Raw genomic sequence first — 24723 nt, forward strand, 5'->3', positions numbered from 1 at the left:
TCATGCCCATCGAAGACTCCCATGACACGCCCGAGCGGCTCGCCCGGCGCAACTTTCTGAAGACCGGCGGCGCTGCTGTCGCCGCCGGAACCGCACTGGGTGCAACGCTTGGCCTGAGCAGCGTCGCGCAGGCGGCCGTACCGGCGCAACGGCACGCGGCCAGCGCCGATCCGATGCTCGCCGTCGAACCGTTCTACGGCGAACACCAGGGCGGCATCGTCACGCCGCAGCAGGCGCACACGTATGTCGCCGCGTTCGACCTCACCACTGCCTCGCGCGACGACGTGATCAATCTGCTGCGTGCGTGGACCCAGGCCGCCGCCCGCATGACGCAGGCGCAGCCTGCCGCTTCGCTCGACGGCATCGGCGACGATCGCGCCGCGCCCGATTCGGGCGACGCGCTCGGCCTCGGACCGGCCGGACTCACGGTGACGTTCGGCTTCGGCCCCGGTCTCTTCACCTCGGAAGGCAAGGACCGTTACGGGCTCGCGCACAAACGCCCCGCCGCGCTCGTCGATCTGCCGCGCTTCAACGGCGACCAGTTGATCGCCGCGAAAACGGGCGGCGACCTCTTCGTGCAGGCCTGCGCGAACGACGCGCAAGTGGCCTTTCACGCGGTGCGCCAGCTCGCGCGAGCGGGCGACGGCATCCTGCGCATGCGCTGGGGCCAGGCCGGTTTCCTCTCGGGTCCGCGCAAGGAGACGCCGCGCAACCTGATGGGTTTCAAGGACGGCACCAACAATCCACCCACCGCCGATCCGAAGCTGATGAACCAGTTCGTCTGGGCCACGGCGGCGGACGCGCCGTGGATGCAGGGCGGCACCTACACGGTGGTGCGCCGCATCCGCATCACGCTCGAACACTGGGACCGGACGGAACTCGGCTTCCAGGAGCAGGTGTTCGGCCGCCGCAAGTACAGCGGCGCACCCATCGGCAAGCACCACGAATTCGACGCGGTCGATCTCGACGCGCAGGACAAGGACGGCAATCCGCTCATTCCCGACAACTCGCACGTGCGCCTGTCGAATCGCGCGTCGAACAACGGCGCGCAGATCCTGCGCCGTTCGTACTCGTACAACGACAGCACCGACTTCTACATCGAGCGCTGGCCGCCGTGGCGCCAGGAGACGGAATATGACGCGGGGCTCATTTTCGTCGCGCACCAGAGCGACCCGCGCACGGGCTTCATTCCGATCAACGAAAAGCTCTCGAAGTTCGACCTGATGAACCAGTTCACGACCCACGTGGGCAGCGCCGTTTTCGCGTGCCCGCCGGGCGCGAAGCCCGGCTCGTTCATCGGCGCGGAACTGTTTTCGGCTTGATTTGAAGGTCGGCTTGAAGTCTGCATGGCCGGGTGAATCACGTGCCGTCTTCATCGACGACCAGCACACGCGATGAAAATTCCGCGCCCCGGCGGGCGGCGAAATCTTCGTCTACGCGCGCTGACGCGGCACCGAGAGATCCTGCATCATCTGCTGCGCGAAGTAATCGCAGGTGGGGCGATTCGACTTCACGCTGCGCGCAACGACGATGTCGAGCGGTTCGATCTTCGGCAGCCCTTGCGCCTCGCCGAATATCGCGACGCCCGGCGGCACGCTGCAACGCGTGAGCGCCACCACGGCGATGCCCGCCTCCACCGTCGCCAGCAAGCCCGTGAGGCTCGCGCTGGTATAGGCCGCGCGATAGCGGATGCGCGCCGCGTCGAGTGCGGCCACGGTATGCGCGCGCGCCACGCTGCCATGCTCGTAGAGCCCCACCGGCAGCGGCGACATCGCAACGGTTGCGGGATCGTTCGCGGAGCCCACCCACACCATGTCCTCGCTGCGCACGAATTCGCCGCGCAGCTTGCGGTCGCGCGTGACGAACGCGAGATCGATCTTGTTGTCCGCCAGCATCGGCCCGAGCGCGACGCTCTGCGCACAGACGATTTCGATCTCCACATGCGGATACAGCATCGAAAAACGCCGCAAGACCGGCGACAGCAGCGCCGCCATGTAATCGTCGGGGGCGCCGAGCACCACGCGCCCGGTCACCTCCGGGCGCACCAGCGCCGACCACGCCTCCTCCTGCAGATCGAGCGCGCGCCGCGCATATTCGAGCAGCGTGTTGCCCGGCCGCGTGAGCGCGAGATTGCGCGTATCGCGCGTGAAAAGCGTCGTGCCGAGCATCTGTTCGAGCCGCTTGACCTGCATGCTCACCGCGGCCTGCGAGCGGTGCACCGCGACCGCGGCCCGCGTGAAGCTACCCGCGTCGGCGACGGCAACGAAGGTGCGCAGCAGATCGAGGTCGAATTCGGGGTTCATGCGAGGCTCCTGCGCGGTTCGCGATTTATCAGCGGCGTTGATGGAATTTTTCAATTTAATTCGTTTGCCGACAGCCCGCAACTGACGAATACTGGCGCGGTTCCCACTGCCCTTTCTTCGCCACGGATGCCACGCATGCACGCCGATCACCACGCCAGCCAGAAACAAGGCGTCCTCATGCTCGCCAGCGGCGGGCTGCTGATGGGCACCATCGGCATCTTCGTCGAGGAAGCGCGGCTCGGCGCGATGACGCTCGTGTTTTTCCGCTGCCTCTTCGGCATGCTCGCGCTCGCCGCGTATTGCCAGTACAAGGGCTGGCTTTCGCCGCGCCAGTTCACGCGCCGCACGTTCGCGCTCGCGCTCGTTTCGGGCGTGCTGATGGTCACGCAGTGGGTGGGATTCTTCGATTCGATCCATCGCACGAGCATCGCCGTCGCAACGGTCGTCTTTCATGTGCAGCCGTTCTGGGTCGTGCTGATCGGCGCGGCGCTCTTTAAGGAAAAGCTGGGCGCGGATCGCCTCGGGTGGATCGGCATCGCCTTCGTCGGGCTCGTGCTCGCTTCGGGTGTCCTCGCGCAAGACAACCTGCAAGGCCATCCGCGCTATCTGATCGGCGTCGCCGAGGCGCTGGGCGGATCGGTGCTCTATGCGAGCGTCACGCTGATCGCCAAGCACCTGGGCGATTTCCGTCCGCATCTGCTCGCGCTCGTGCAATGCGCGGTCGGCACGCTGTGCCTGCCGCTCATCGCACCGTTGTTCGCGCCGCTCGAATTCACGCACATTTCCGCCGCGCAGTGGGGCTGGCTCGTCGGCATGGGCGTACTGCATACGGGCCTTTCATACGTGCTGATTTACGGCGCCCTGCCCAAGCTCACGACACCCGTGATCGCGGTTTTGCTGTTCGTCTATCCGCTTACGGCGATTGCCGTCGATGCGCTCGTCTACGGCCGCGCACTCAGCGTGCCGCAGCTCGCGGGCATGGTGCTGATCGTAGCCGCGAGCCTCGGCGTCAACCTCGGCTGGCGTCTGTTTCCGCCGGTGCTCGCGAGAATGCGGCGCTAGACGCCTGCGCCTGGCGCGGCGCGTGCCCACGACGGCGCGCGGCTCATTGCCGATCCGTGGTGCACGCCATGAGCCTCGCCTGCCTGTTTCCGGGCCAGGGGGCGTAAAGTCCTGGCTTCCTGCATCGGCTGCCCGCGCATTCCGTTGTGTCCGCCACGATCGACGAAGCATCGGCGGCGCTCGACGACTTCACCGTCCGCGCGCTCGCGGCGGGCGCGCGCAAGGCACAACATCTCGCCATTTCAGTTACTTCGCATTACGAATTACTGGCGGACGCAGCCGATCAACTGATGTCCTGGTCGCGCGATATTCCCTTTCACGCGCCGCACGGCGTCTATATCGACAACCGTGGAGGGCGCCCGCTCCACAGCGGCGAAGCCATCCGCGCGGATCTCGCAACCAACATGCGCTACACGGTACGCTGGTTCGATGCGCTCACGGTGATGATGGAGTCGGGTGCGAGCGTGCTGGTCGAGGCGCCGCCGGGGCAGGTGCTCACCGACATCGCGCGCGAGCAGTTTCCTGACGGGACGGCGCTCGCCGCCTCAAGCTTGCCGTTCGACCGGCTGACCGGGATCGTGCGCCGACGCCTCGCTCAGGGCGACTGAACGCATATCGACAATGACGCGTTTATGCGCATAAAACTTTTTTAATTTTTTTAGCGCTAGAGCAACATGCACGCACCGAGTCAGCGAATTTCGTCAATCGCCGCCCATCTGACGACAATTTCCGCCAAATAGACCGCTATTTCCGCAAACCCGGCACGATGACACGAAATGTCAGATTGACCCGTTCGCCGCTCACGGCCGGTTCCTTCGGCACGCGATGACGCCACTGCGCCTGGGTTTGACCGCGCATCACGAGCAAGCTGCCGCTCGTGAGCCGGAACGAGCGCACGACGCCGGTCGCGTTGTGGCGCAAGTCGAAGCGCCGTGTCGCGCCGAGGCTCACCGACGCAATCACCGGCTCCGCGCCCAGTTCGGGTTCGCGATCGGCGTGCCAGCCCATGCTGTCGATCCCGCTCCGGTAGCGGTTCAGCAGCACGCTGTTGAAACGCACGTCACAGAGCGCATCGACGGCATCGCGCAGTTCGGCCACCGCGGGCGTCCACGGCTGCGGCACATTGCGAATACCCGAGTAGACATAGACGGCATCCGGCTCGCCGAGCCACGCGGTGAGCCGTGGCTGATCGACCCAGCCGCCAGGCGTGCGAATACGCTCCTGCCGCCAGCGGGTTTCGGCGACGATGCGCGCGAGCATGATCGTCGCCTCTTCCGGTGAGAGCCATGCGGGATACCAGGCGACGTCGGGTTGCGGCGCGTCGTCGAAGAGATCGAACATTGGAATGTTGGAAGCCGTGACGCGAAGGCTATCGGGAAAATGAGTGCAGTGTCGCACGTCGCCGTACGGCTCGCTCACCCGCCAGGCGCTCCGCGCACGGCGCTCAGAAAAAGAGCGCGATATAGAACACCACTGCGCCGATCAGCGCACCGACAAAGCAGAAGCCCTCGGGCGTGGCATCGGTCGTGCGTGAGCGCAGCCAGCCGCCCACGAAACCGAAAAGACCCGCGATGCCCAGCGCGACGAACACCATCACGACGTAAAACAGCGCGCTGCGGCCAAGCTCCAGGATATCCGCGCGTCTCACGCCGAAATACAGCGCCAGCGCCATGACCGAAAGCACGACGAGCGGCAGCATGACGTGGCTGCTTTCGTAACCCACACGATGATGTTCGTGCACAACAGGCTTCGTGACTTTCATGACCTGTCTCCCCCCGAGAGCGCCCAACACTGCGCGGACGCCAATTTGAGGATAGTTCATGGACAGGTGCCGTTCAATGGAGGTTTAACAGGACGTTTAATAGTCCGATGTACCACACGGTCACCCGATGCTGCGTCGCACGCACCGAACTGCGCTGCCGATCGATTTACCTACGATGTGTGATACGGGCGGCCAACGCGCTGGACAGTTAGTTGCGATTCAAGCCGCCGCCCTACCCGCTTCGCCAGCCCGCCGTTTGTCTCGCGCCGTGCTCCGGCAGGCGTCGGCGCTTATCGGTAAAATGCATCGCAGCCCGCACGCCGGGCATTTCGCGGCGCCTGCCCCCGCGCCCGCCCTTGCCTCCGCCTTTGCCTCCTTTGGCCTGCCATGCCACGACTCCGCTTCCTCGTCCGCTTCATCATCATTGGCGTATTGCTGCACGTCTACGTCGGGCTGCGGCTGATTCCCGATCTGCCTGTGCCCGCAGCGGGCAAGTGGCTCGCGGCGCTGTCGCTCGTGCTGTCGTGTGTCCTGATCCCGCCAGGCATGCTCTCGCGCGCGATCAAGCACCAGTGGCTCGGCGACCGCCTCGCATGGGCGGGCATGCTTGCCATGGGATTCTTCTCATCGCTCCTCATGCTCACCATCGCGCGCGACGTCGTACTGGCCTCGCTGATGACATTCGACGCGCTGTGGCCTCATCTCGCGAATCTCACCCACTGGCGCACCGGCAGTTCGGCCGCGGTGATCGGGCTCGCGCTGCTGTCGAGCGCGTTCGGGTTCTTCAACGCACGGCGGCGCGCGCCCGTGCGCGCCGTCGACGTGCCGATCCGCGGCCTGCCCGCCGCGCTCGACGGCCTCACGATCGTCCAGCTCAGCGACATTCACGTCGGATCGACCATCAAGCACGATTACGTCGAAGCGATCGTGCGCGCCGTGAACCAGCTCGAACCGGATATCGTCGCGATCACGGGCGACGTGGTGGACGGCAGCGTCGCGCGGCTCGCAAGTGACACGGCGCCGCTCGGCAGGCTGGCCGCGCATCACGGCGTCTATGTGGTCACGGGCAATCACGAGTATTACTCCGGCGCCGATGCATGGATTGCCGAATTCCGCCGCATCGGCCTCACGGTGCTGATGAACCAGCACGTCGTGATCGAGCATCGCGGCGCACGCCTCGTGCTCGCGGGTGTGACGGACTACACCGCCGACCATTTCGATCCCGCGCAGCGCAGCGACCCGGCAGGCGCACTGGCGGGCGCCCCCGCGGATGTCGATACGCGCGTGCTGCTCGCGCACCAGCCGCGCTCGGCTCACGCCGCCGCCGATGCAGGCTTTACGCTGCAACTCTCCGGCCACACCCACGGCGGCCAGATCTTTCCGTGGAATTTCCTCGTGCGGCTCCAGCAGCCGTTCACGGCGGGGCTCTCGAAGCTCGGCAGCCTGTGGGTCTATACGAGCCGCGGTACGGGCTACTGGGGGCCGCCCAAGCGGCTTGGCGCGCCTTCGGAGATCACCCAGGTGCGCCTTGTCGGCGCGCACTGAATAACCTCACGGGCGCGCGGGGCGCGCACGGGTTGCACATGCCCGGCGGCCCGGGAGAGAGTCGCCGGTATCATGAGCGGCAGCGTCATCCCTTTCTTCTTCGTCCGCCCCCACAGGAACCCACCGCCCATGGACGGCAACAGGAATCTGCACCAGACATCGTTCTACTTGCTGCTGCTCGCGGTTTCCATCGCGCTCTGCTTCGTTCTCGCGCCGTTCTTCAGCGCCGTGCTGTGGGGCGCCATCCTCGCCCTGATCTTCCAGCCCGTGCAGCGCTGGCTCGTGGCGCGGCTGCGCCACCGCAACCTCGCCGCGCTCATCAGCCTCGCGATCTGCGTCCTGATCGTGATCCTGCCGCTCATGCTCGTCGCGGCCACGCTGGTCCAGCAGATCACTTACGCCTATGGCCAGGTGAGGTCGGGCAGCCTCGACATCGGCGTGTTCTTCAACCATGTCGTAGAGGCACTGCCGCAGTCGGCGCAGAATCTGCTCGCGCAGTACGACATGATGGAACTGCGCGGCCTGCAGCAACATCTTTCGGCAGGCGCCGCGAAAATCAGCCAGTTCGTCGCCACGCGTGCGCTGAGCGTCGGCCAGATCACCGTGCAGGTCGTCGTGAGCTTTGGCGTGATGGTCTATCTGTTCTTTTTTCTCGTACGCGACGGGCGCGATATTTCGAAGCTCGTGCGCGACGCCATCCCGCTCGACGAAGGGCACAAGCGGCATCTGATCTGCAAGCTCACCACGGTGATCCGCGCAACGGTGAAAGGCAACTTCGCGGTGGCGTTCGTTCAGGGCGCGCTGGGCGGCATCGCGTTGTGGGTGGTGGGGATTCAGGGCGCCCTGCTCTGGGGCTTCGTGATGATGCTGCTCTCGCTGCTGCCCGCCGTGGGCGCCGCGCTCGTCTGGGGACCTGTCGCGATCTACCTCATTTCCAGCGGCGCACTCGCTAAAGGGATCGGGCTCGCGATCTTCGGCATGTTCGTGATCGGCACCATCGACAACGTGCTGCGCCCCGTTCTGGTGGGCAAGGACACGCGCCTGCCCGACTGGGTCGTGCTGATCTCGACGCTCGGCGGCATGTCGCTCATCGGCATCAACGGCTTCGTGATCGGGCCGCTCATTGCCGCGCTTTTTATCAGCTGCTGGGATCTGCTGCGGCGGGACCAGCGAAGCCACCGCAGCCACGACAGCCCCGCCACTGCCGACGACCCGCCCCGCTGAATCGTCGGCTCACAGCAGCAGACTGCACGCGTTACGGCGAGACGTGCATCTGCAGCCCCGCGCGCCCCTGGCGCTGCGAATCCTGCGCACGCGCGGCGCTCTCGCGCGCGCAGTCGACGGCCAGCGAAAAGCCAAACGTGTTGACGCCGTTTGCGCTGCGCACGAACACCGTGCCGGCGTGCATTTCGGCCACCGCCTTCACGATGGACAAGCCGAGCCCGTGATTCTCGTGACTGTTCGAGCGCGCCTCCTGGATGCGGTAAAAGCGGTCGAAGATATGCTCGCGCACCACCGGATCGAGCGGCTCGCCCGGGTTCGACACCGCAATCTCCACATGGCCGTCCAGCGGCGCGATGGACGCCTGCAGCGTCACGCCCGGCGCCGAATGCTGGATCGCATTGACGAGAAGGTTGCTCACCGCGCGCCCGATCAACGAGGTGTTCACCCAGGCAGTGGCGTTGCCGTGCACCTCGACACGCATCTGCGCCTCTTCGAGCGGCATCTCCAGAAACTCCAGCATGCGCTCCACTTCGGCCCGCAGCGAGACTTCGGAGAGGTCCGTCGCACGCTCGCCGCGATCGCTGCGCGACAGGAACAGCATGTCGTTGACGATCACGCGCAACCGTTCGAACTCTTCCAGATTCGATTGCAGCGTCTGACGCAATTGCAGCACCGAGCGATCGCGCGTGAGCGCCACCTGGGTTTGTCCGATCAGAATGCTGACCGGCGTGCGCAGTTCGTGCGCGACGTCGGCATTGAACGATTCGAGTCGCCCATAGGCCTTGTCGAGCCGCTCCAGCGCGCCGTTGAACGAAGTCGCCAGTTCGTGCAGCTCCTCCGGCAATGCGTCGGCATGCAGACGTTGACGCCGATTCGACGGACTCAATTGCGCCGCCTCGCGCGAGAGCCGCGTGAGCGGTTCGAGGCCGAAGCGCGTGGCCGCACGGCTGAGCAGCGCGACCGCAATCGTGGACGCCGCAATCAACGCGCCGAGCACAATGCCGAAGCGCCTGAGCATCAGCTCCGTGCGTTCGCTGTCGCTTGCGACCACGAGTTTCACCATGGGCCGGTCGCCGCTAGCGGGCACTATGAAGCTCGTCATGAGCACGTCGTAATCGCTGCCGGGCGGTCGCACGAGCTGGTGATCCGAGCCCATGGTGTCCATCACCTCGCCGTCGATCGGCTTGCCGAAACGAAAGCGCGGATCGGGTCCTTCGACGTAGTAATGCATGCGGCTGTCGGCCGGAGACAGATCGTTCAGCTTCTCCTGCACGAACGCCCATTTCTTCACGTCGGGCGCGTGCTCCACGATCAGGCGCGCAATGCGCGCGCGCGTGTCGAGCGTCTCGCGTGCCTCGTTGAAAAGCTGTGTTCTCATCAGAAGAAACAGGCCTGTCCCCGTGAGCGTGAACACGACGAGCGATACCGCTGCGAACATCGCCGAAAGCCGCAGCGAGATCGAGCGTTTCATGATGTCTGGCCTCCGTCCTCTCGCACTTCGAGCACGTACCCCATCCCGCGAATGGTGTGCAGGAGCTTCGCCGCGTATGGGCCGTCCAGTTTCGCGCGCAACCGTTTGATCGCGGTTTCGACGACGTTGGCGTTGCTTTCGAAGTTCACGTCCCAGACGAGTTCGGTAATAAGCGTCTTCGAAAGAATTTCGCCGCGCCGCCGCGCGAGCACTGAGAGCAATTGAAATTCCTTCGCCGTGAGATCGAGCCGCACGCCGTCGCGCGTCGCGCGCCGGCTGATCAGATCCACCTGCAAGTCGCCCACCGAGATCAAGGTCGATTCCTGCGCGCGTGCACGGCGCGTGAGCGCGCGCAGCCGCTCCACGAGTTCGAGGAACGAGAACGGCTTCGTCAGATAGTCGTCGGCGCCGTCACGCAGACCGAGCACGCGGTCATCGACGCGATCGCGTGCCGTCAGCATGATCACCGGCGTGTCTTTCTTCGCGCGCAATGCGCGCAGCACGCCGAAGCCGTCGAGCTTCGGCAGCATCACATCGAGCACGATCACATCGAAGTCGTATTCGATGGCCATCCACGCGCCTTCCTCGCCATCCATCGCAACGTCGACGATCCATCCCTGCTCGCTCAGCCCGCTACGCAAGTAGTCCACGACCTTGCGCTCGTCTTCGATCACCAATACCTTCATGCCCGCTCCTCCTCTTCGCGGGGCCGATCAGGCCCGCGCGTGCGCGCGTGTGCGCGACTAGCTCTTCCCGGCCGCCAACGCCTGCGCGGCGTCTCGTGTGACGCCGCCCGCTGTGTTATCCGTCCCTGCCTGGGCGCGTGCGTCGTGTACATCGTGTACATCGCGCGCCCCGGCCCTCGGCGTCTCGCGGCAGGTACCCGCGCTGCACGCCAGATCGCGGTCCCCGGCGCTCCATCCGCCGCCCAATGCTTTTGCCAGATACACCACCGTGGCCACCTGCTGACCATGAATCTGCACTTCCTCACGCTCGCTTGCAAGTAGTTGCTGCTCGGCGTTCAGCACGTCGATGAACGCAACGAGACCGCCCTGATAGCGCGCGTTCGCGAGTTCGAACGACTGGCGCGCGTCGTCCACGGCAGACTGCCCTTCACCCGACGCGCGGTCGAGCACCGAGAGGCCTGTTACCGCATTTTGCACCTCCTGGAACGCGGTCAATACGGTCTGCCGGTAGGAGGCCCGCGACGATTCGTAGCCCGCCTTTGCATAATCGACGCCCGCCGCGCGCTTGCCGCCGTCGAACAGCACTTCGCTCGCGCTCGATCCGAGCGACCACATGAGGCCTGGCACGCTGAAGAGCGTGGCAAAGCGCGTCGACTCCCAGCCGATACTGGGCGTGAGCGTGAGGTCCGGGAAGTACGCGGAACGCGCCACGCCGATCTGCGCGTTGGCCGCGGCCATGGCGCGCTCGGCCGAGGCGACGTCGGGACGCCGCTGCAGCAATTCGCTCGGCAACCCCGCGGGCAGCGCCGGGACGGGCAGCGGCGTCACCTTCTGCACGAGCGAGAATTCGGGCGCGGGCTTGCCGACCAGCACTGCGATGGCGTGTTCGTCCTGCTGGCGCTGGTTCGTCAGCAACTGCACCTGGGTTCGCGCGGAAGCCAGTTGCGCCTTCTGCTGCAGCACTTCGAGCCCCGACACCGCACCGAGATCGTGTTGCGCGTCGACGAAATCGAGCGCCTTCTGCTGCAACGCCACGGAGCGGTTCACGACATCGATTTCGTCGTCGAGTTCGCGCAGCGCGAAGTAGTCGGTGGCGAGTTCGGCGGTGAGGACGAGGCGCGCATTCGCGAGATCGTCGCCGGCCTGCTGTGTCGATGCCGTCGCCGACTCCACCGTGCGGCGGATGCGGCCGAACAGATCCAGCTCGTAGCTGATGGACGGGCCGATGTTCAGATCGTTCTGCACCGTCGACGTATTCGCCGTCGCATAGCTCATTTGCGGCCGGTTCGCGGAGACGCGCGCACGCGCCGCGCCTGCATCGAGCGTGACTTGCGGCGCCTGTTGCGACGACACCGAAGCCAGCGTCGCACGCGACTGCGCATAGTGCGCGGCGGCGACGCGCAGCGTCTGGTTTTCGGCGAGCGCCTGCTGCTCGAGTTCATTCAGTTCCGCGTTGTCGAACGCGCGCCACCACTGCGGATCGAGCGGCGCATGCGACGGCTGAGCAGCGTGCCAGTACGAATCGGCAGGATCGACGCGCCACGCGGCGGGACTCTTCGTCTGCGGCGCGCGATAGTCGGGACCCACCGTGCAGGCCGCGAGACACGTCGCACCGAGGACCGCAAGGCACTTGCACGCGCGTCCGCTCAAGCGCGCCTTTGCCGCCTTTGCGTTGTGCTGAGCCTTCACGTCGCGCTCCGCTTCGCCGACGCGGCGGCACCGCCTGCGCCGCCTGCAACTTTCCCGTCTGGCGCAACGACAGTAACGCTGTCGCCGTCCGCAATCGAGTCGCTCGGATTCAGCACGACGCGATCGTTCGCATCGAGCCCATGCCCGATCACGAGCGACTGACCGAGATCCTGCGCGATCTCGACGGGCTTGAGCTGCACCTTTCCGTCCGCGCCCACAACGGCGAGGTGCGGCCCTTCCGCGCGAAACAGGAGCGTATTGCCCGGCACGGTCAGCAGGCCCTTCGAATCGGTCTGCAGCGTCGCCTGCACATAGGCGCCCGGCAGCAGCTTGCCGTCGGGATTCGGCAGCGTGATTTCGGCCTGCAGCGTGCGCGTCGCGACATCGATTGCCTGCGACGTGCGCGTCACCTTGCCCTTGAACGTCACGCCCGGCATCTCCTGCTGCGTGACGCTCACCTCCTGTCCCACGGCAACGTCCTGCGCGTAGGTCTGCGGCACGTCGACGTACAGCCGCAGCGTATCCGTCTGCGCAATGGAAAAGAGCGCGTGGCCCGCACCGCCGTTGCCCGCATTCACGAGATCGCCGATATCGACGTTGCGCTGCGTGATGACGCCCGCGATCGGCGCGACGATCCGCTGAAAGCCCTTCATTTGCACGAGCTTGCGCACGTTGGCGTCGGCGGCCGCGAGATTCGCCACATCCTGGCTGTACGCGCCATGGCGATCGTCGAGTTCCTGCTGCGAGACCGCATCGCGCTGCCGCAACTGCTCCGCGCGGTCGAATGAGGTCTTGGCGAGCGAAAGCGTCGAAGCGGCCTGATCGCGCTGGGCCTGCGCCTGTGCGAGTTCCTGATCGATCTCTGGCGTATCGATCTGCGCGAGCAACTGGCCTTGCTGCACATGTGCGCCGATATCGGCGTACCAGTGCAGCACATAACCGTTCGCGCGCGAATAAATCGGCGCCTCGACAAAGCCGCGCAAAGTGCCTGGCAGCACGATGCGTCCGTCCGCGCCGGCGGCGACCGGATGCACGATGCTCACGTATTGCGTCGCGTTGCGCTTCGTGACTTCGGCGAGATGATGCTCGTTTTGCAGGTTCGCGACGATCGTGCGGGTCGCACCCGCCGCCAGCAGCAGCGCGATGACGATCACCGCGAGCTTCGCACGCTTGCCTGCCTGATGGCGCGCGGGCAGATCCATGCCGTGCTGACCTGCACCGACGGCGATATCGAGGGATGAGTGAGGATGAGGTTCGTTCATTTCATCGACCAGAATTTACGTAACCGGATTGCGTGATGTCCCGCTTCATTGGCGGCCATGATGTGACTCACGTTCGCGCTTCGCCGCGGCTCGGCGCGCGAGACGGCCGTGCACGGTCGCGAACATCATCGGGACGAACAGCAGAGTGGAAACCGTGGCGAACAGCAGACCGCCGATCACCGCGCGGCCAAGCGGCGCGTTCTGTTCGGCGCCCTCGCCGAGACCGAGCGCCATCGGCAGCATGCCGATCATCATGGCGAAAGCGGTCATGAGCACGGGGCGGATGCGCGTCGCGCCCGCTTCGAGCGCTGCGGCGAGCGGCGTGACGCCGGCCATCAGCCGCTGCCGCGCGAACGACACGACAAGAATACTGTTCGCCGTCGCAACGCCAACAGTCATGATCGCGCCGGTCAGTGCAGGCACGCTCAGGTGCGTGCCCGTGATGAACAGCATCCACGCGATGCCTGCGAGCGCTGCGGGCAGCGCGCTGATGATGATGAGCGGATCGGCCCACGACTGGAAATTCACGACGATCAGCAGATAGACGAGCACGACAGCCATCGCGATACCCACGCCGAGACCGACGTACGACGAACGCATCGTGTCGATCTGGCCGCGCATCGCGATGGTCGTGCCGCGCGGCGCGCTCGCCTGGGCTGTCTTGATGAGGCCGTCGATGCGCGAGCCGACCGTGCCGAGGTCGCTGCCCTCCACGCTCACGAGCAGATCGATCACGGGACGGATGTTGTAGTGCGTGACGATTGCCGGGCCCGTGTGCGGCTGCAGCCGCACGAGGTTGCTCACGAGCTGCAGCGGCGCATTGGGACGCGCCGCGACCGGCGTGCCCATCACCTCGTTCACGGAGGCTTCGCGATACTGCGGCGTCTGCACGGCGAGCGGATACTCGACGCCGTTCTTCGGATTCACCCAGAACGCGGGCGAGGTCTGCGAACTGCCGGACAGCGAAATCAGCACGTTCTGCGCCACGTTTTGCGGGCTCAGATTCAGTTGCTGCATGCGCGAGCGGTCCATCGCGAGCCTCAGCGCCGGTTCGTCGTTGCGCTGTTCGATGTGCGCGTCGACGGCGCCCGGCATCTGGCGCACCGCTTTGAGCAAGCGGCTCGCGAGCGCCATGTCCTGGCCGAGATCGGCGCCCACCACCTGCACGTCGATGGCGGCAGGCTGCCCGAAGTTCAGGATCTGCGTGACGATGTCCGCGGGTTGAAAGAAGAACTCGACGCCCGGAAAACGTTGCGGCAGCAACGCACGCAGCTTGTCGACGTAGACGCTCGACGGTTTGTGATCGGCCTTCAGCGCGATCTGGATTTCGCCGTCGAGCGTGCCCATCGTCCCCGCGTTGCTGTACGAAAGGTTGATGCCGCTATACGGCAAGCCGAGATTGTCGACGATCGTTTCCAGTTGATCCGGCGGCACGACCTCGCGGATGGTCCGCTCGACTTCGTCCGCGAGACGCGCGGTTTCTTCGATGCGATAACCGGTCGGCGCGCGCATATGCAGACGAATGTTGCCCGCGTCGACGGACGGGAAGAAGTCGCGGCCGATGAAAAACACCAGCACGAGCGAGAGCAGGCAGAAGCCGAGGAACGCGCTGCCGAACACGCGGCGCCGCGCGAGCAGCAAGCTCAGCAGCGCGATGTAGTTCGCGCGCACGCGCTCGAACCCTTGATTGAACCGGTGATGGATGTGCGCGAACACCGAGCGCGGCGCGCCCTGCTGCGCATGCCCGCTATCCTGGCCGCCATGCGTGAAGAGCAGCATCGCGAGCGTCGGCACGAGCGTGCGCGAGAGGATGTACGACGCGATCATCGCGAACACCACCGCTTCCGCGAGCGGCACGAACAGGAAGCGTGCAACGCCCGTGAGGAAGAACATCGGCACGAACACGATGCAGATGCACATCGTCGAAACGAGTGCGGGCACCGCGATTTCACCCGCGCCTTCGAGAATGCCTTCGTGCAGACCCGCGCCCAGATGGAAGTGGCGTTCGATGTTCTCGATCGTCACGGTTGCGTCGTCAACGAGAATGCCGACCGCGAGCGCGAGCCCGCCGAGCGTCATGATGTTGATCGTCTCGCCGAGCGCGTAGAGCGCGAGCAGCGATGAGAGAATCGACAGCGGAATCGACACCGCGATGATGAGCGTGCTGCGCCAGTTGCCGAGGAACAGCAGGATCATCGCGGCGGTAAGCACCGCGGCGATCAGTGCCTCGCGCACGACGCCCTGCACCGCGGCGGCCACGAAGATCGACTGGTCGAAGAGCGGCTTGACGACGAGATCGGCGGGCAGCGTATCGCGCACCTTCGGCAGCAGCGCCTTCAGGTTGTTCACCACTTGCAGCGTGGACGCATCGCCGCTCTTGAGGATCGAGATCAGCACGCCGCGCGTGCCGTCCTGACGCACGACGTTGGTCTGCGGCGTGAAGCCGTCGCGCACGTGCGCAACATCGCCGAGATACGTCGTCGCGCCGTTCACCGTCTGCACCGGAATGTGATTCAGGTCCGCGATCGTTTCCGGCGACGCGTTGGTATCGACGCGATATTCGCTCACCCCCATCTTCGCGGTGCCGGTCGGCAGGATCAGGTTTTGCGTATTGACCGCATTGACGATATCGGCCGGCGTGAGGCCCTTCGCAATCAAAGCGCGCGTATCGATGTCGACCGAAATCACGCGCGTCTTGCCGCCGTACGGATACGGCACCTGTGCGCCCGGAATCGTGATCAGTTGCGGACGCAGGAAGTTCATCGCGATGTCCGCCAGCGCCTGCTCGCTCATGGTCTTGCTGGACAGGCCGAGCTGAATCACGGGAATGCTCGACGCCGAGTAGCTGATGACGAGCGGCGGCGTCGCGCCCGGCGGCATCTGCTTGACCTGCGTCTGTTCGGAGGCGACCGTTTGTGCGAGCGCGGTCTGGAGATTCGCGCCGGGCTGCAGGAACAGCTTGATGACGGCGATGCCGGGCAGCGACTGCGATTCGATGTGCCCGATGTTACTGACGGTGGTCGTGAGGCCGCGCTCGTTGACCGAGGTGACGCGGTTCGCCATGTCCTTCGCGGACATGCCGGTATACGACCAGATGATGCTGATGACCGGGATATTGATATTCGGCAGCACGTCGGTCGCCATCGACATCAGGGCGAACGGCGTGGCCAGCACGATCATGATGGCCATCACGATGAACGCGTATGGCCGCTTCAGTGCGAGATTGACAATCCACATGTGACTGCTTCAGGCGGGCTTGATGGACTCCTCGTAAGGAGCGGTGATCCAGGATGCATTCCGGGCGGTGCCGCATGATAGGCAAAAGCGGTGGCGCTTTGCTGGCGGCAATATGGCGAAATTGACAGGCTGGGAGTGTTCCTGCCGATATGCGCCGATAAGCGCTGAAATGGGCTTGATACGCGGGCAAATCACCGCAATGCCGCAGCGAATGAAAATCAGCCCATGCAGGCGATTTTCCGCGTGTGCCGCGCGCGGGATACCGTTGCAATCGCAACGGCCCGGCTCAGTTGACGAGTCGCAGCCGCTCCGTTTCCCGCGCGTCGCGCGCGCGTGAAGGCTGGTCCCGGCGTTGAGCGGTTGCTTGAGCGCCTGCTTGAGCGCCCGCATCGTCGCACGCGCTCAGCGCCGCCTCTTGCTCTGCGAGCACGGCCGGCACCTTCGCGCGCAGGAACTCCACGAACGTGCGGATCTTGGCATCCAGATAACGCCGCGACGCATAGAGCGCGTAGATATTCAGCTTCTGCAAACGATGCGTCGGCAACACACGCACAAGCGTGCCGTTGGCGAGGCCGGGCAGCGCGACCGGCACCGGCAACGGCCCGATTCCCATGCCCTCGCGGATCGCGAGTGCGAGCGCCTCGGGATTGTTGACCTGGAAAGGCGTCACGCCGGTATGGCGAAATCTTTCGCCCTGGGGACCTTCCGAGACCCATTGACCGGCCGGCAGGCTCGCATCGGTGAGATGCAGGCAGGTGTGAGCGTTGAGATCGTCGAACGACTGCGGCACGCCGCGCGTGCGCAGGTAGTCGGGCGAAGCGCACAGGATGGCAGCGGTGCTGCCGAGCTGCTGCGAGATCAGCGCGGAATCCTCGAGTTCGGCGGCCACCACCACCGCAACGTCGAAGCCTTCCTCGATGATATCGGGCATCTCCTGCGAGATCGTCAGGTCGACCGCGACTTCCGGCAAATGCTGCTGGTAACGCGCGATCAGCGGCATCACATAGTGCTGCCCGAAACTCGTGCCGCCGTAGACGCGCAGTTTGCCCGCAGGATTCGCATGCGCAGCCGTGGCTTCGGCCTCGGCTTGTTCGACATCGGCAAGTATGCGTTTGCAGTTGTGCAGATAGCGCTCACCCGCTTCGGTCAGCGACATGCGCCGCGTGGTCCGGTTCAGAAGCCGCGTGCGCAAACGCGACTCCAGGTCTGTGACCGCGCGCGACACCTGCGCAGTCGTCATGGTTTCGCTCGCGGCGGCGCGCGTGAAGCTGCCCGACTCCACCACTCTCACAAAAATGCGCATGTTGCGCAGCGTATCCATCCGTTGCTTCCCTCCGTTCAAACCGATCCTGTCCGTCAGAACAGGACCGACTTCAGTATGCGGGAAAAGCTGTGGCCAGATGCTGACTTCCAAATGACCGTGCCGACAGCTTGGCGAGCCTGGCCACACCGCGTATGATCCTCGGCGCCCCCTGGCCGCGGCGCACAGCGCCTGCCATGGGTGTGCAACGCGCGCTGCATCCGGCCCACCGCTTTCGTGACAGAAAGATGACTTTCGAACTCGCCCTACGCCTTTTCGCGGCGTTCGCCTGCGGCGTCGCCATCGGCCTGGAACGCCAGATTCGCCAGCGCACGGCGGGACTGCGCACGGTCACGCTCGTGGCGAGCGGCGCGTGTCTCTTCGTGACGCTCGGCGTGCTGACCGGCAACGGCACGTCCGGCATTACGCAGATCGCGGCCTACGTCGTTTCGGGGGTCGGCTTCCTGGGCGGCGGCGTGATCATGCGCGAGAAGGGGTCGATCCAGGGGATCAACACGGCGGCGACGCTGTGGTGTGCCGCGGCGATCGGCGTATTGTGCGGCGCGGGTCACTACGGCCCGGCGCTCGCGGGCACGGTCATCGTACTGCTCATCAATACGGTACTGCGCGAGGTGAGCCGCGCGATCAACGCGACCCCGGTCTCGGCTGCCGATCTCGTGCGCGAATACGTGCTCACGGTGGTGTGCCGCGAAGAGGACGAAATCCATATTCGCACCGTGCTCTCCAATTCGATGTATTCGACGCCGCTGTCCTTCCAGAGCCTGACCAGCGAAGATTTGCCCGGCGAGCCTGTGCGGCTGCGCGTGACGGCAACGTTGCGGCTGCATCCGAAATACCAGGCGAAACTCGAAGCCATTGCGAGCCGGCTCAGCATGGAAAAAGGCGTGTCGAGCGTCAGCTGGGTCGCCGCGGAAACCGAAGTCGCACCGGAATGACGCGTGCGATTCCGCGCTTTTGTCTGATCTGATTTCCAGACATCCGACCTGTTATACATCGCCGAACGACGGGATTGGCTGTTTAAAACGCATCGATTCCGGCCACTTCACCTGGCCTGTCCCTCGTGCGTAGGCTAAGCTGAACTCACCGTGAACCTTTCACGCCAACAAAGGGGGTGCTCAACATGCAACACGGCATCATCGCCTGGCTCATCATCGGCGCAATCGCAGGCTGGCTCGCCGGCGTGCTCGTCAAGGGCGGCGGCTTTGGATTGATCGTCGATATCATTGTTGGGATTGTCGGTGCGTTCATCGGCGGCTGGCTTGCAGGGATCCTCGGGATCTCGCTCGGCGGCGGATTCATCAGCTCGATCATCACCGCCATCGTGGGCGCAGTGATTCTGCTCTTTGTCATCCGGCTATTCCGTCGCGCCTAGCAAGCGCGCTGCGCAAAAGCAAAACGGGCGTGCCGTTGCCGGCACGCCCGTTTTTTTGTTCGCTTACGTCGCTTACGTCGCTTACGTCGCTTACGTCGCGTTATTTGCGGCGTTATGCGTTGGCCACGAGGAGATCGGAACTCTCGGGCAGCATCGAACCGGTCTGGTTGTAGCGCACATGCATCTCGAATGCCTTCGTGAGATCGTGCGGCGTCTGACCACCGTGCTTGAGCGCATCGCGGTAGTAGTCGCGCAGCAAGTCGCGATAGAGCGGATGCACGCAGCGCTCGATGATGAGCGTCGCGCGCTCGCGCGGTGCGAGACCGCGCAGGTCGGCCAGACCCTGCTCCGTCACGATCACGTCCACGTCGTGCTCATTGTGGTCGACGTGCGGCACCATCGGCACGATGCTCGAAATGCGGCCGTCCTTGGCGATGGCCTTCGTCGCGAAGATCGCGCACGATGCGTTGCGCGCGAAATCGCCCGAGCCGCCGATGCCGTTCATCATGTGCGTGCCGCCAACGTGCGTCGAATTCACGTTGCCGAAAATATCGCATTCGAGCGCGGTGTTCAGCGCGATCAGGCCGAGACGGCGGATCACTTCCGGATGGTTGCTGACTTCCTGCGGACGCAGCACGAGCTTGTCGCGATAGCGGTCGAGTTCGGCCAGCACCTGTTCCTGGCGCCGCGCGGAGAGCGTCATCGACGCGCCCGATGCGAACACCATCTTGCCCGAATCGATGAGGTCGAACGTGGAGTCCTGCAGCACTTCCGAATACATCGTGAGCGCTTCGAACGGCGAATCCACGAAGCCCGACAACACCGCGTTCGCGATCGTGCCGATGCCGGCCTGCAGCGGCGGCAGTTGCGCGTTCATGCGGCCGTGCTTCACTTCGTGCTGAAGGAAATCGATGAGGTGACCGGCGATACGCGCCGTCTCATCGTCGGCGGGCAGCACGGTCGACGGGCTGTCCGGCTGGTCCGTGATGACGATGGCCGCGATCTTTTCGGGCGGAATGTTGATCGTGGGTGTGCCGACGCGGTCTTGCGGACGCACGATCGGCAGCGGATCGCGATGCGGACGGCGGCCCGGAATCCAGACGTCGTGCAGACCTTCGAGTGCGAGCGGCTGGGCGAGGTTGATTTCGACGATCACCTTTTCCGCAAGGATTGCGAAGCTTGCCGAATTACCGACCGACGTGGTGGGAACAATACCGCCATCTTCCGTGATCGCAGCTGCCTCGATGATTGCGAGGTCCAGCTTGCCGAGCAGATTGGCGCGCAGCATCTCGACCGTTTCCGAAAGATGCTGGTCGACGAACATCACTTCGCCGCGATTGATGGCCTTACGCAGCGTCGAGTCGACCTGGAACGGCAGGCGGCGTTCGAGCACGCCGGCTTCGGTCAACATACGGTCGACGTCGTGACCGAGCGATGCGCCCGTCATCAGCGTAATGCGCAGGGGTTCCTTTTCTTCGCGCGCCCGGCGAGCCAGCTCGATCGGCACAGCCTTCGTGTCGCCCGCGCGGGTGAAACCGCTCGCGCCAACACGCATGCCATTTCGTACAAGCTGTGCCGCTTCAGCGGCCGAGGTTATTTTCCCGCGCAATGCGGCACATCGAATACGGTCTTCGTACATCCTCTAGTCTCCACTCCAATTACTTGGTTCGCCAATATTCTTGGTCTCGCCCAGACGGCACTCGAAGCGGCGCACAACAATTCACAGTGCCGCGAGACCCGGGTTGAAAAATCGCGGCACCATAACGGGCACGCCACCCCTCACGGACGGCGTGTCGTCAATATCAACTACCGAAATAGGCGATACAGAAGCCTGCGGGGCCGACACATTCATCCTTCTGTGCCGGCTTCGCGACGTCGTGATGGGCGGGCGCCGCCGCAGCCTGTTGGGCTGCGGTCTGCGCGACCTGCTGAGGGACGCCTGATGCCGGTGCCGCATTCTGCGCATAGGCAGCGGAAGCGAACAGCGAACAGGCAACAACAGCAAACTTCAGGATATTCATTTTACCCTCCATGACTAAAACCTATTGCGTTGCAGTTGCGTGACTATATGACGCACAGCTGATTTGATTAAGAATCCAGGGAGAAACGCATCTTTCCTGCAAATGAAAAGATCAAAAACAAGCCTTTAAATTAGCCTTTTAGCCCGTTATTAGCGGCGGCGTTTCTCGTGCGCGCGCGATGCCGCGCGAGCGTGCCGAGCGGCCCGTCGCGATCAAGCAAAGCACTGCGGATGAAATGGAGATGGCTCAGGAGCCGCTGCGCGTCGTGGCGGCGATCCCGTGTATGAGCGACCGCGCCGAGCGCCTCCTGGGCGACCCACGTCGCCGCACGAACCGATTTGAGTGCACGCGCAACCATCTGCGGACCTGGATCGTCGAAAAGCCGGGCAATATTCGTTTGCACGCGCGCGAGGGACTGTCCCCAACGTGCGTCGCGATCGGACAGCCAGCTCGCCGCGTGAGCCTCACGACGCAGATCCACCATCGCGTGCCCGACTTCGAGCGTGACCAGCATCCAGCGCAACGCGCGCCGATGCTCGCGTTGCCGCCCGCTCAACACGAGACGAAGCTGGTGCATCAGATCGTGCGTGCCCGACTGAAATCGCTCGCCGAGTCCAGGCAGTTCGCCGCTGCACGCGATCACGACCTGACCGCGCAGTTCGCCACACATGCGCGCGATCAGCCACTTCATCCGCGGCGGGAACACCACCGCGAAAGCGAGCGCCGCGAGCAGCATCGCCGCGACGATCGCCATGCCGTTGTTGATCAGCAGATCGGGCGTGTACGCGATCACGTTGTCCGGTCCTGCGAGCAGGCAGAAGAAAACGGAGAAGCCCACACCGTAGCCCGCGATGCGAGGGCGCGTCGCCAGGAATGCCCCGAGCGCGAGCACGGGTGCGAGCGTTGCGCAAAGCAGCGGGAAGCCGTCGACGTTGGAGTACACGTAACAGATGAAGAGATAACCGACGATTGCGGCACAGGCGGCGCCTGCCGCCATCTGCACGGCCATGCGCGTGGCATTCGATGCCGACGATGTGAGTGCGCAAGTGAGCGCCGCAGCGATCATCGCCATGCCACCGCTGGGCCAGTCGGTCTGCACCCAGAACCAGCCGCACGCGGCCACCACGACCGCCGTGCGCAAGAACGTGAAGCCCACGACATACCAGCTCGTGCGCGGCACATAGCGCGTCGCGCGTGTCTCCTGCGCGAGCCCGGGCTGCGCGACCGATGCATAAGTGCGGCTGTAACGAACGATCTCGGTCGTGAAGCGATACATCAGTTCCGACGATGTATCGAAGTCCTGCAACGCGCCCGGCGACGCCGTTTCGAGTGGTTGCCGCGCTTCGCGAACATGGCGCGGCAACGTGCTCTGCCAGGCTTCCAGCGTATCGGCGAGGCGCAGCGCCCAGGCGCGATCGCTCTCGCCGTGACGCTGGCTCTGTGCGAGCAACGCTGCAAGCTCACGGAAATACGGCACGAGCGGCGCAGTCACGATTTCGCTGCGCTGCACGCGCTTGAGCAGCTGGCGCAGCGCGTGCAGACGTGCGCACGCATCCATGAATTCGCTGTTGAGCCGCGCGAGCAGTTGACTGCGCGAGCGCATCACCGGGTCTTCGAAAAACGAGAACGCACGTGTTGCCTCGAAGCCGACGACATCGTCGACGAGGCCTGCAAAGCGGCCTTCGAATGCGCTGCGCTCCAACGTGCCTGTCAGCACGCTTGAAGCAAACGCAGTAAAATTGCGATGCCGTGCACGCAACGTTCGCTCAAGCAGCGAACCGGTCTGCTGGGGCACGATCACAGCGCTGACCATCCCTGAACAAAGGATGCCGACTGCTACTTCTGCGCCACGTCCGAGTGCGGCAAGAAAAAGCCCGTTGGGCTGCATGACGAGCGGAATGCCGATCAGCGCCGCCGTGTAGCCTGCGAGCACAAAACCGTACCAACGAAAATGCCGATTCCTCATGGCCGCTGCCGTACAGGCGGCCACCCAAAGCGTCATGCCGGCGATGTAAAGCTCCGGTTGCTGCACAAACACGGACCCGAGCACGACTGCCGCGATCATTCCGACGACAGTCCCGACGATCCGGTACACGCTCTTCGCGAACACCATGCCCGAGAGCGGCTGCATCAACACGAACACCGTGGTCATTGCAATGCGCGGTTGCGGCAAGTCGAGCAACATCGCAATGCCCATCGCGAGCAGGACCGCCGTGACCGTCTTCAGCAGATGCAGCCATATCGCCCCTTCGATGGAATTCCAGTCGCGCAATGCGCGCCTCGCTGCACGCCAGATCGCGTAGCCACGCCGACGCGTATCGAACGCGCGATGAATCGCATGCGGGCGGGTCATGGGAATTGCACTTCGCTTGAGCTGTCATTAAGGACGTCGCCTGCGAACGCAGGGACCGAGGCGCCGATTGTAGGCGCGACATTCGGGCGCATTAACGCGGTAGTTGAGGAACGTCCGTTCCAGATCACTCAACAATGCTGCGTCGTGCGCGGCGCGACAATATCGTTTCTGTTCCAAACAAGAAGGTCTGATGGATACGCTACAAAACATGCGGGTATTCGTCCGCGTCGTCGAAGCTGGTAGCTTCACCGCGGCGGCTCAGTCGCTCGACTCCACGACTGGCGCCATGTCGCGCGCCGTGTCGGAACTGGAGGCGCATTTGCGCACCCGTCTGCTCAATCGTTCGACGCGTCGGCTCGCGATGACACCCGCCGGTGAACGGTATCTCGAACGTTGCCTGCATATCCTCTCCGACGTCGACAGCGCCGAAGAAGAAGCGAGTTGCGCACGCGAGCGGCCTGCCGGCACGCTGCGCATGCACAGCTTCGCAAGCATCGGACAGCAATACGTGCTGCCCGCGATTTCGCGCTATCGCGCGCTGCATCCCGAAGTGACTGTCGAACTCACGCTATCGCAGCGCATGCCCGATCTGTTCGAGGGCAGTAGTGACGTGTCTGTTGTTGCGGCTTCGTCGCTGCCCAACTCGGATCTGGTGTCGCATCATCTGGGGACGACTTACAGCATTCTGTGCGCGTCACCCGGTTATGTGCTTACGCACGGATCGCCGCGCACGCCTGCAGATCTCGCACATCATGACTGCCTGATTCTGAAAACTCCGGCATTTCCGGCGCGCGAATGGACGCTCGAGGGAGCGGATGGAAACATCGAGATGCAGGTCGACGGCCCGGTGCAGGTGAACATCGCGGAATCGCTTGCAGTGGCGATTCGGGAAGACATGGGTATCGGCATTTTGCCGGTGTATGCGGCTATCGAAGGGCTGCGCAACGGGTCACTCGTACGCGTGCTTCCGCAACATAAGTTGCAGAAAACGAACGTCTACGCGCTCTATCCGTCGCGTAAATTCGTCGATGCCAAAACGAAGACGTGGGTCGAGTTCCTGCGCGCGCATCTGCCGGAGGTCATCGCCCGCGACATGGCGCTGCTCGAAGAATTGACGCAGGAGCGGTTTACCGGGGCAGCGCGGGATTTGTCGATACTGAATGCCGCACCGGCGGTCGTTGAGGAAACCGCGCACTGATTTTTGCCGTGGTCTGAAGTTTGAATATGAGAAAGCCGTCCTTCGGGACGGCTTTCTCATGTGCGCTGCTGTTTTGATTTTTACCGTGCGGCCTCGTCTGCTCCAGAGCGCAGGCGTAAACGCCAAAACCCCGGCGCTCAGGGAGACACCGGGGTTTCGGATACAGCATAAGGAGCCTGACGATTACCTACTTTCACACGGGCAATCCGCACTATCA

At 64.3% G+C, this 24723-nt stretch carries 19 protein-coding genes and 1 pseudogene; 8 read left to right on the forward strand and 12 right to left on the reverse strand.

The window, feature by feature from the left end:
- The first annotated feature begins 2 nt into the window (after positions 1-2).
- Positions 3-1322 (forward strand): iron uptake transporter deferrochelatase/peroxidase subunit, encoded by a 1320-nt coding sequence (efeB, locus tag Q0L30_RS18225; protein WP_296659320.1) that lies wholly within the window; start codon positions 3-5, stop codon positions 1320-1322.
- A gap of 111 nt (positions 1323-1433) precedes the next feature.
- Here efeB and Q0L30_RS18230 read toward each other — a convergent pair whose 3' ends face one another.
- Entirely contained in the window at positions 1434-2303 is an 870-nt protein-coding gene (locus Q0L30_RS18230) for a LysR family transcriptional regulator (RefSeq protein WP_296659323.1), read from the reverse strand.
- Between the two features lie 135 nt (positions 2304-2438).
- On the opposite strand from Q0L30_RS18230, the gene Q0L30_RS18235 reads away from it, so the two are divergent.
- Positions 2439-3365, forward strand: a complete 927-nt coding sequence (locus Q0L30_RS18235) for a DMT family transporter (protein ID WP_296659325.1) — start codon at positions 2439-2441, stop codon at positions 3363-3365.
- Between the two features lie 167 nt (positions 3366-3532).
- Positions 3533-3973, forward strand: a pseudogene (locus Q0L30_RS18240) (malonate decarboxylase subunit epsilon); the annotation flags it as partial.
- 136 nt (positions 3974-4109) lie between these two features.
- Here the strand turns inward: Q0L30_RS18240 and Q0L30_RS18245 are convergent.
- On the reverse strand, positions 4110-4706 hold the full coding sequence (locus tag Q0L30_RS18245; protein WP_296659328.1) for an alpha-ketoglutarate-dependent dioxygenase AlkB: 597 nt from the start codon (positions 4704-4706) through the stop codon (positions 4110-4112).
- Positions 4707-4809: 103 nt separating this feature from the next.
- On the reverse strand, positions 4810-5127 hold the full coding sequence (locus Q0L30_RS18250) for a hypothetical protein (RefSeq protein WP_296659330.1): 318 nt from the start codon (positions 5125-5127) through the stop codon (positions 4810-4812).
- Between the two features lie 387 nt (positions 5128-5514).
- On the opposite strand from Q0L30_RS18250, the gene Q0L30_RS18255 reads away from it, so the two are divergent.
- On the forward strand, positions 5515-6672 hold the full coding sequence (locus tag Q0L30_RS18255; RefSeq protein ID WP_296659332.1) for a metallophosphoesterase: 1158 nt from the start codon (positions 5515-5517) through the stop codon (positions 6670-6672).
- 129 nt (positions 6673-6801) lie between these two features.
- On the forward strand, positions 6802-7896 hold the full coding sequence (locus Q0L30_RS18260; protein ID WP_296659334.1) for an AI-2E family transporter: 1095 nt from the start codon (positions 6802-6804) through the stop codon (positions 7894-7896).
- 31 nt (positions 7897-7927) lie between these two features.
- On the opposite strand, the gene Q0L30_RS18265 is transcribed toward Q0L30_RS18260, so the two are convergent.
- From Q0L30_RS18265 to Q0L30_RS18290, 6 genes are all read right to left on the reverse strand, one after another.
- Entirely contained in the window at positions 7928-9367 is a 1440-nt protein-coding gene (locus Q0L30_RS18265) for a heavy metal sensor histidine kinase (protein ID WP_296659336.1), read from the reverse strand.
- A complete protein-coding gene (locus tag Q0L30_RS18270; protein ID WP_296659337.1) occupies positions 9364-10053 on the reverse strand; it encodes a heavy metal response regulator transcription factor in 690 nt (229 codons plus the stop codon). Before Q0L30_RS18270 ends, Q0L30_RS18265 begins: the two co-directional genes overlap by 4 nt.
- A gap of 57 nt (positions 10054-10110) precedes the next feature.
- Positions 10111-11703: an efflux transporter outer membrane subunit gene (locus Q0L30_RS18275; RefSeq protein WP_296659381.1), complete on the reverse strand. Its 1593-nt coding sequence runs from the start codon at positions 11701-11703 to the stop codon at positions 10111-10113.
- Positions 11704-11738: 35 nt separating this feature from the next.
- Positions 11739-13004 carry an efflux RND transporter periplasmic adaptor subunit gene (locus Q0L30_RS18280; protein ID WP_296659340.1) on the reverse strand — a complete coding sequence of 422 codons (1266 nt, stop codon included), beginning with the start codon at positions 13002-13004 and terminating at the stop codon, positions 11739-11741.
- Positions 13005-13049: 45 nt separating this feature from the next.
- Positions 13050-16241, reverse strand: a complete 3192-nt coding sequence (locus tag Q0L30_RS18285; RefSeq protein WP_296659343.1) for an efflux RND transporter permease subunit — start codon at positions 16239-16241, stop codon at positions 13050-13052.
- Between the two features lie 286 nt (positions 16242-16527).
- Positions 16528-17562: a LysR family transcriptional regulator gene (locus tag Q0L30_RS18290; protein ID WP_296659346.1), complete on the reverse strand. Its 1035-nt coding sequence runs from the start codon at positions 17560-17562 to the stop codon at positions 16528-16530.
- A 227-nt stretch (positions 17563-17789) separates the two neighbouring features.
- On the opposite strand from Q0L30_RS18290, the gene Q0L30_RS18295 reads away from it, so the two are divergent.
- Together Q0L30_RS18295 and Q0L30_RS18300 are read left to right on the forward strand one after the other, a co-directional pair.
- On the forward strand, positions 17790-18497 hold the full coding sequence (locus tag Q0L30_RS18295; RefSeq protein ID WP_296659349.1) for an MgtC/SapB family protein: 708 nt from the start codon (positions 17790-17792) through the stop codon (positions 18495-18497).
- Positions 18498-18682: 185 nt separating this feature from the next.
- The gene (locus Q0L30_RS18300; protein ID WP_296659352.1) at positions 18683-18934 is read left to right on the forward strand and encodes a GlsB/YeaQ/YmgE family stress response membrane protein; all 252 of its coding nucleotides are present in this window, start codon (positions 18683-18685) and stop codon (positions 18932-18934) included.
- A 112-nt stretch (positions 18935-19046) separates the two neighbouring features.
- Here the strand turns inward: Q0L30_RS18300 and Q0L30_RS18305 are convergent, their stop codons facing one another.
- The 3 genes from Q0L30_RS18305 to Q0L30_RS18315 all read right to left on the reverse strand — a co-directional run bounded on the left by Q0L30_RS18305 (position 19047) and on the right by Q0L30_RS18315 (position 23308).
- On the reverse strand, positions 19047-20573 hold the full coding sequence (locus tag Q0L30_RS18305) for an acetyl-CoA hydrolase/transferase family protein (RefSeq protein ID WP_296659354.1): 1527 nt from the start codon (positions 20571-20573) through the stop codon (positions 19047-19049).
- A 163-nt stretch (positions 20574-20736) separates the two neighbouring features.
- Positions 20737-20955, reverse strand: coding sequence for a hypothetical protein (locus Q0L30_RS18310; protein ID WP_296659357.1), 219 nt, complete (start codon positions 20953-20955; stop codon positions 20737-20739).
- Positions 20956-21085: 130 nt separating this feature from the next.
- Positions 21086-23308 carry an FUSC family protein gene (locus Q0L30_RS18315; protein ID WP_296659360.1) on the reverse strand — a complete coding sequence of 741 codons (2223 nt, stop codon included), beginning with the start codon at positions 23306-23308 and terminating at the stop codon, positions 21086-21088.
- 190 nt (positions 23309-23498) lie between these two features.
- On the opposite strand from Q0L30_RS18315, the gene Q0L30_RS18320 reads away from it, so the two are divergent.
- Positions 23499-24506, forward strand: a complete 1008-nt coding sequence (locus Q0L30_RS18320) for a LysR family transcriptional regulator (RefSeq protein WP_296659363.1) — start codon at positions 23499-23501, stop codon at positions 24504-24506.
- The last annotated feature ends 217 nt before the right edge of the window (positions 24507-24723 follow it).

It is taken from the genome of Paraburkholderia sp. (genome assembly GCF_024281035.1).
In the GTDB taxonomy this organism is placed as follows: Bacteria; Pseudomonadota; Gammaproteobacteria; order Burkholderiales; family Burkholderiaceae; genus Paraburkholderia.

Excerpts from the sequence above, each read along its gene's own strand:
- efeB (WP_296659320.1), top strand. The coding sequence starts at position 3 with ATGCCCATCGAAGACTCCCATGACACGCCCGAGCGGCTCGCCCGGCGC.
- Q0L30_RS18230 (WP_296659323.1), bottom strand. The coding sequence starts at position 2,303 with ATGAACCCCGAATTCGACCTCGATCTGCTGCGCACCTTCGTTGCCGTC.
- Q0L30_RS18235 (WP_296659325.1), top strand. The coding sequence starts at position 2,439 with ATGCACGCCGATCACCACGCCAGCCAGAAACAAGGCGTCCTCATGCTC.
- Q0L30_RS18245 (WP_296659328.1), bottom strand. The coding sequence starts at position 4,706 with ATGTTCGATCTCTTCGACGACGCGCCGCAACCCGACGTCGCCTGGTAT.
- Q0L30_RS18250 (WP_296659330.1), bottom strand. The coding sequence starts at position 5,127 with ATGAAAGTCACGAAGCCTGTTGTGCACGAACATCATCGTGTGGGTTAC.
- Q0L30_RS18255 (WP_296659332.1), top strand. The coding sequence starts at position 5,515 with ATGCCACGACTCCGCTTCCTCGTCCGCTTCATCATCATTGGCGTATTG.
- Q0L30_RS18260 (WP_296659334.1), top strand. The coding sequence starts at position 6,802 with ATGGACGGCAACAGGAATCTGCACCAGACATCGTTCTACTTGCTGCTG.
- Q0L30_RS18265 (WP_296659336.1), bottom strand. The coding sequence starts at position 9,367 with ATGAAACGCTCGATCTCGCTGCGGCTTTCGGCGATGTTCGCAGCGGTA.
- Q0L30_RS18270 (WP_296659337.1), bottom strand. The coding sequence starts at position 10,053 with ATGAAGGTATTGGTGATCGAAGACGAGCGCAAGGTCGTGGACTACTTG.
- Q0L30_RS18280 (WP_296659340.1), bottom strand. The coding sequence starts at position 13,004 with ATGAACGAACCTCATCCTCACTCATCCCTCGATATCGCCGTCGGTGCA.
- Q0L30_RS18285 (WP_296659343.1), bottom strand. The coding sequence starts at position 16,241 with ATGTGGATTGTCAATCTCGCACTGAAGCGGCCATACGCGTTCATCGTG.
- Q0L30_RS18290 (WP_296659346.1), bottom strand. The coding sequence starts at position 17,562 with ATGGATACGCTGCGCAACATGCGCATTTTTGTGAGAGTGGTGGAGTCG.
- Q0L30_RS18295 (WP_296659349.1), top strand. The coding sequence starts at position 17,790 with ATGACTTTCGAACTCGCCCTACGCCTTTTCGCGGCGTTCGCCTGCGGC.
- Q0L30_RS18300 (WP_296659352.1), top strand. The coding sequence starts at position 18,683 with ATGCAACACGGCATCATCGCCTGGCTCATCATCGGCGCAATCGCAGGC.
- Q0L30_RS18305 (WP_296659354.1), bottom strand. The coding sequence starts at position 20,573 with ATGTACGAAGACCGTATTCGATGTGCCGCATTGCGCGGGAAAATAACC.
- Q0L30_RS18310 (WP_296659357.1), bottom strand. The coding sequence starts at position 20,955 with ATGAATATCCTGAAGTTTGCTGTTGTTGCCTGTTCGCTGTTCGCTTCC.
- Q0L30_RS18315 (WP_296659360.1), bottom strand. The coding sequence starts at position 23,308 with ATGACCCGCCCGCATGCGATTCATCGCGCGTTCGATACGCGTCGGCGT.
- Q0L30_RS18320 (WP_296659363.1), top strand. The coding sequence starts at position 23,499 with ATGGATACGCTACAAAACATGCGGGTATTCGTCCGCGTCGTCGAAGCT.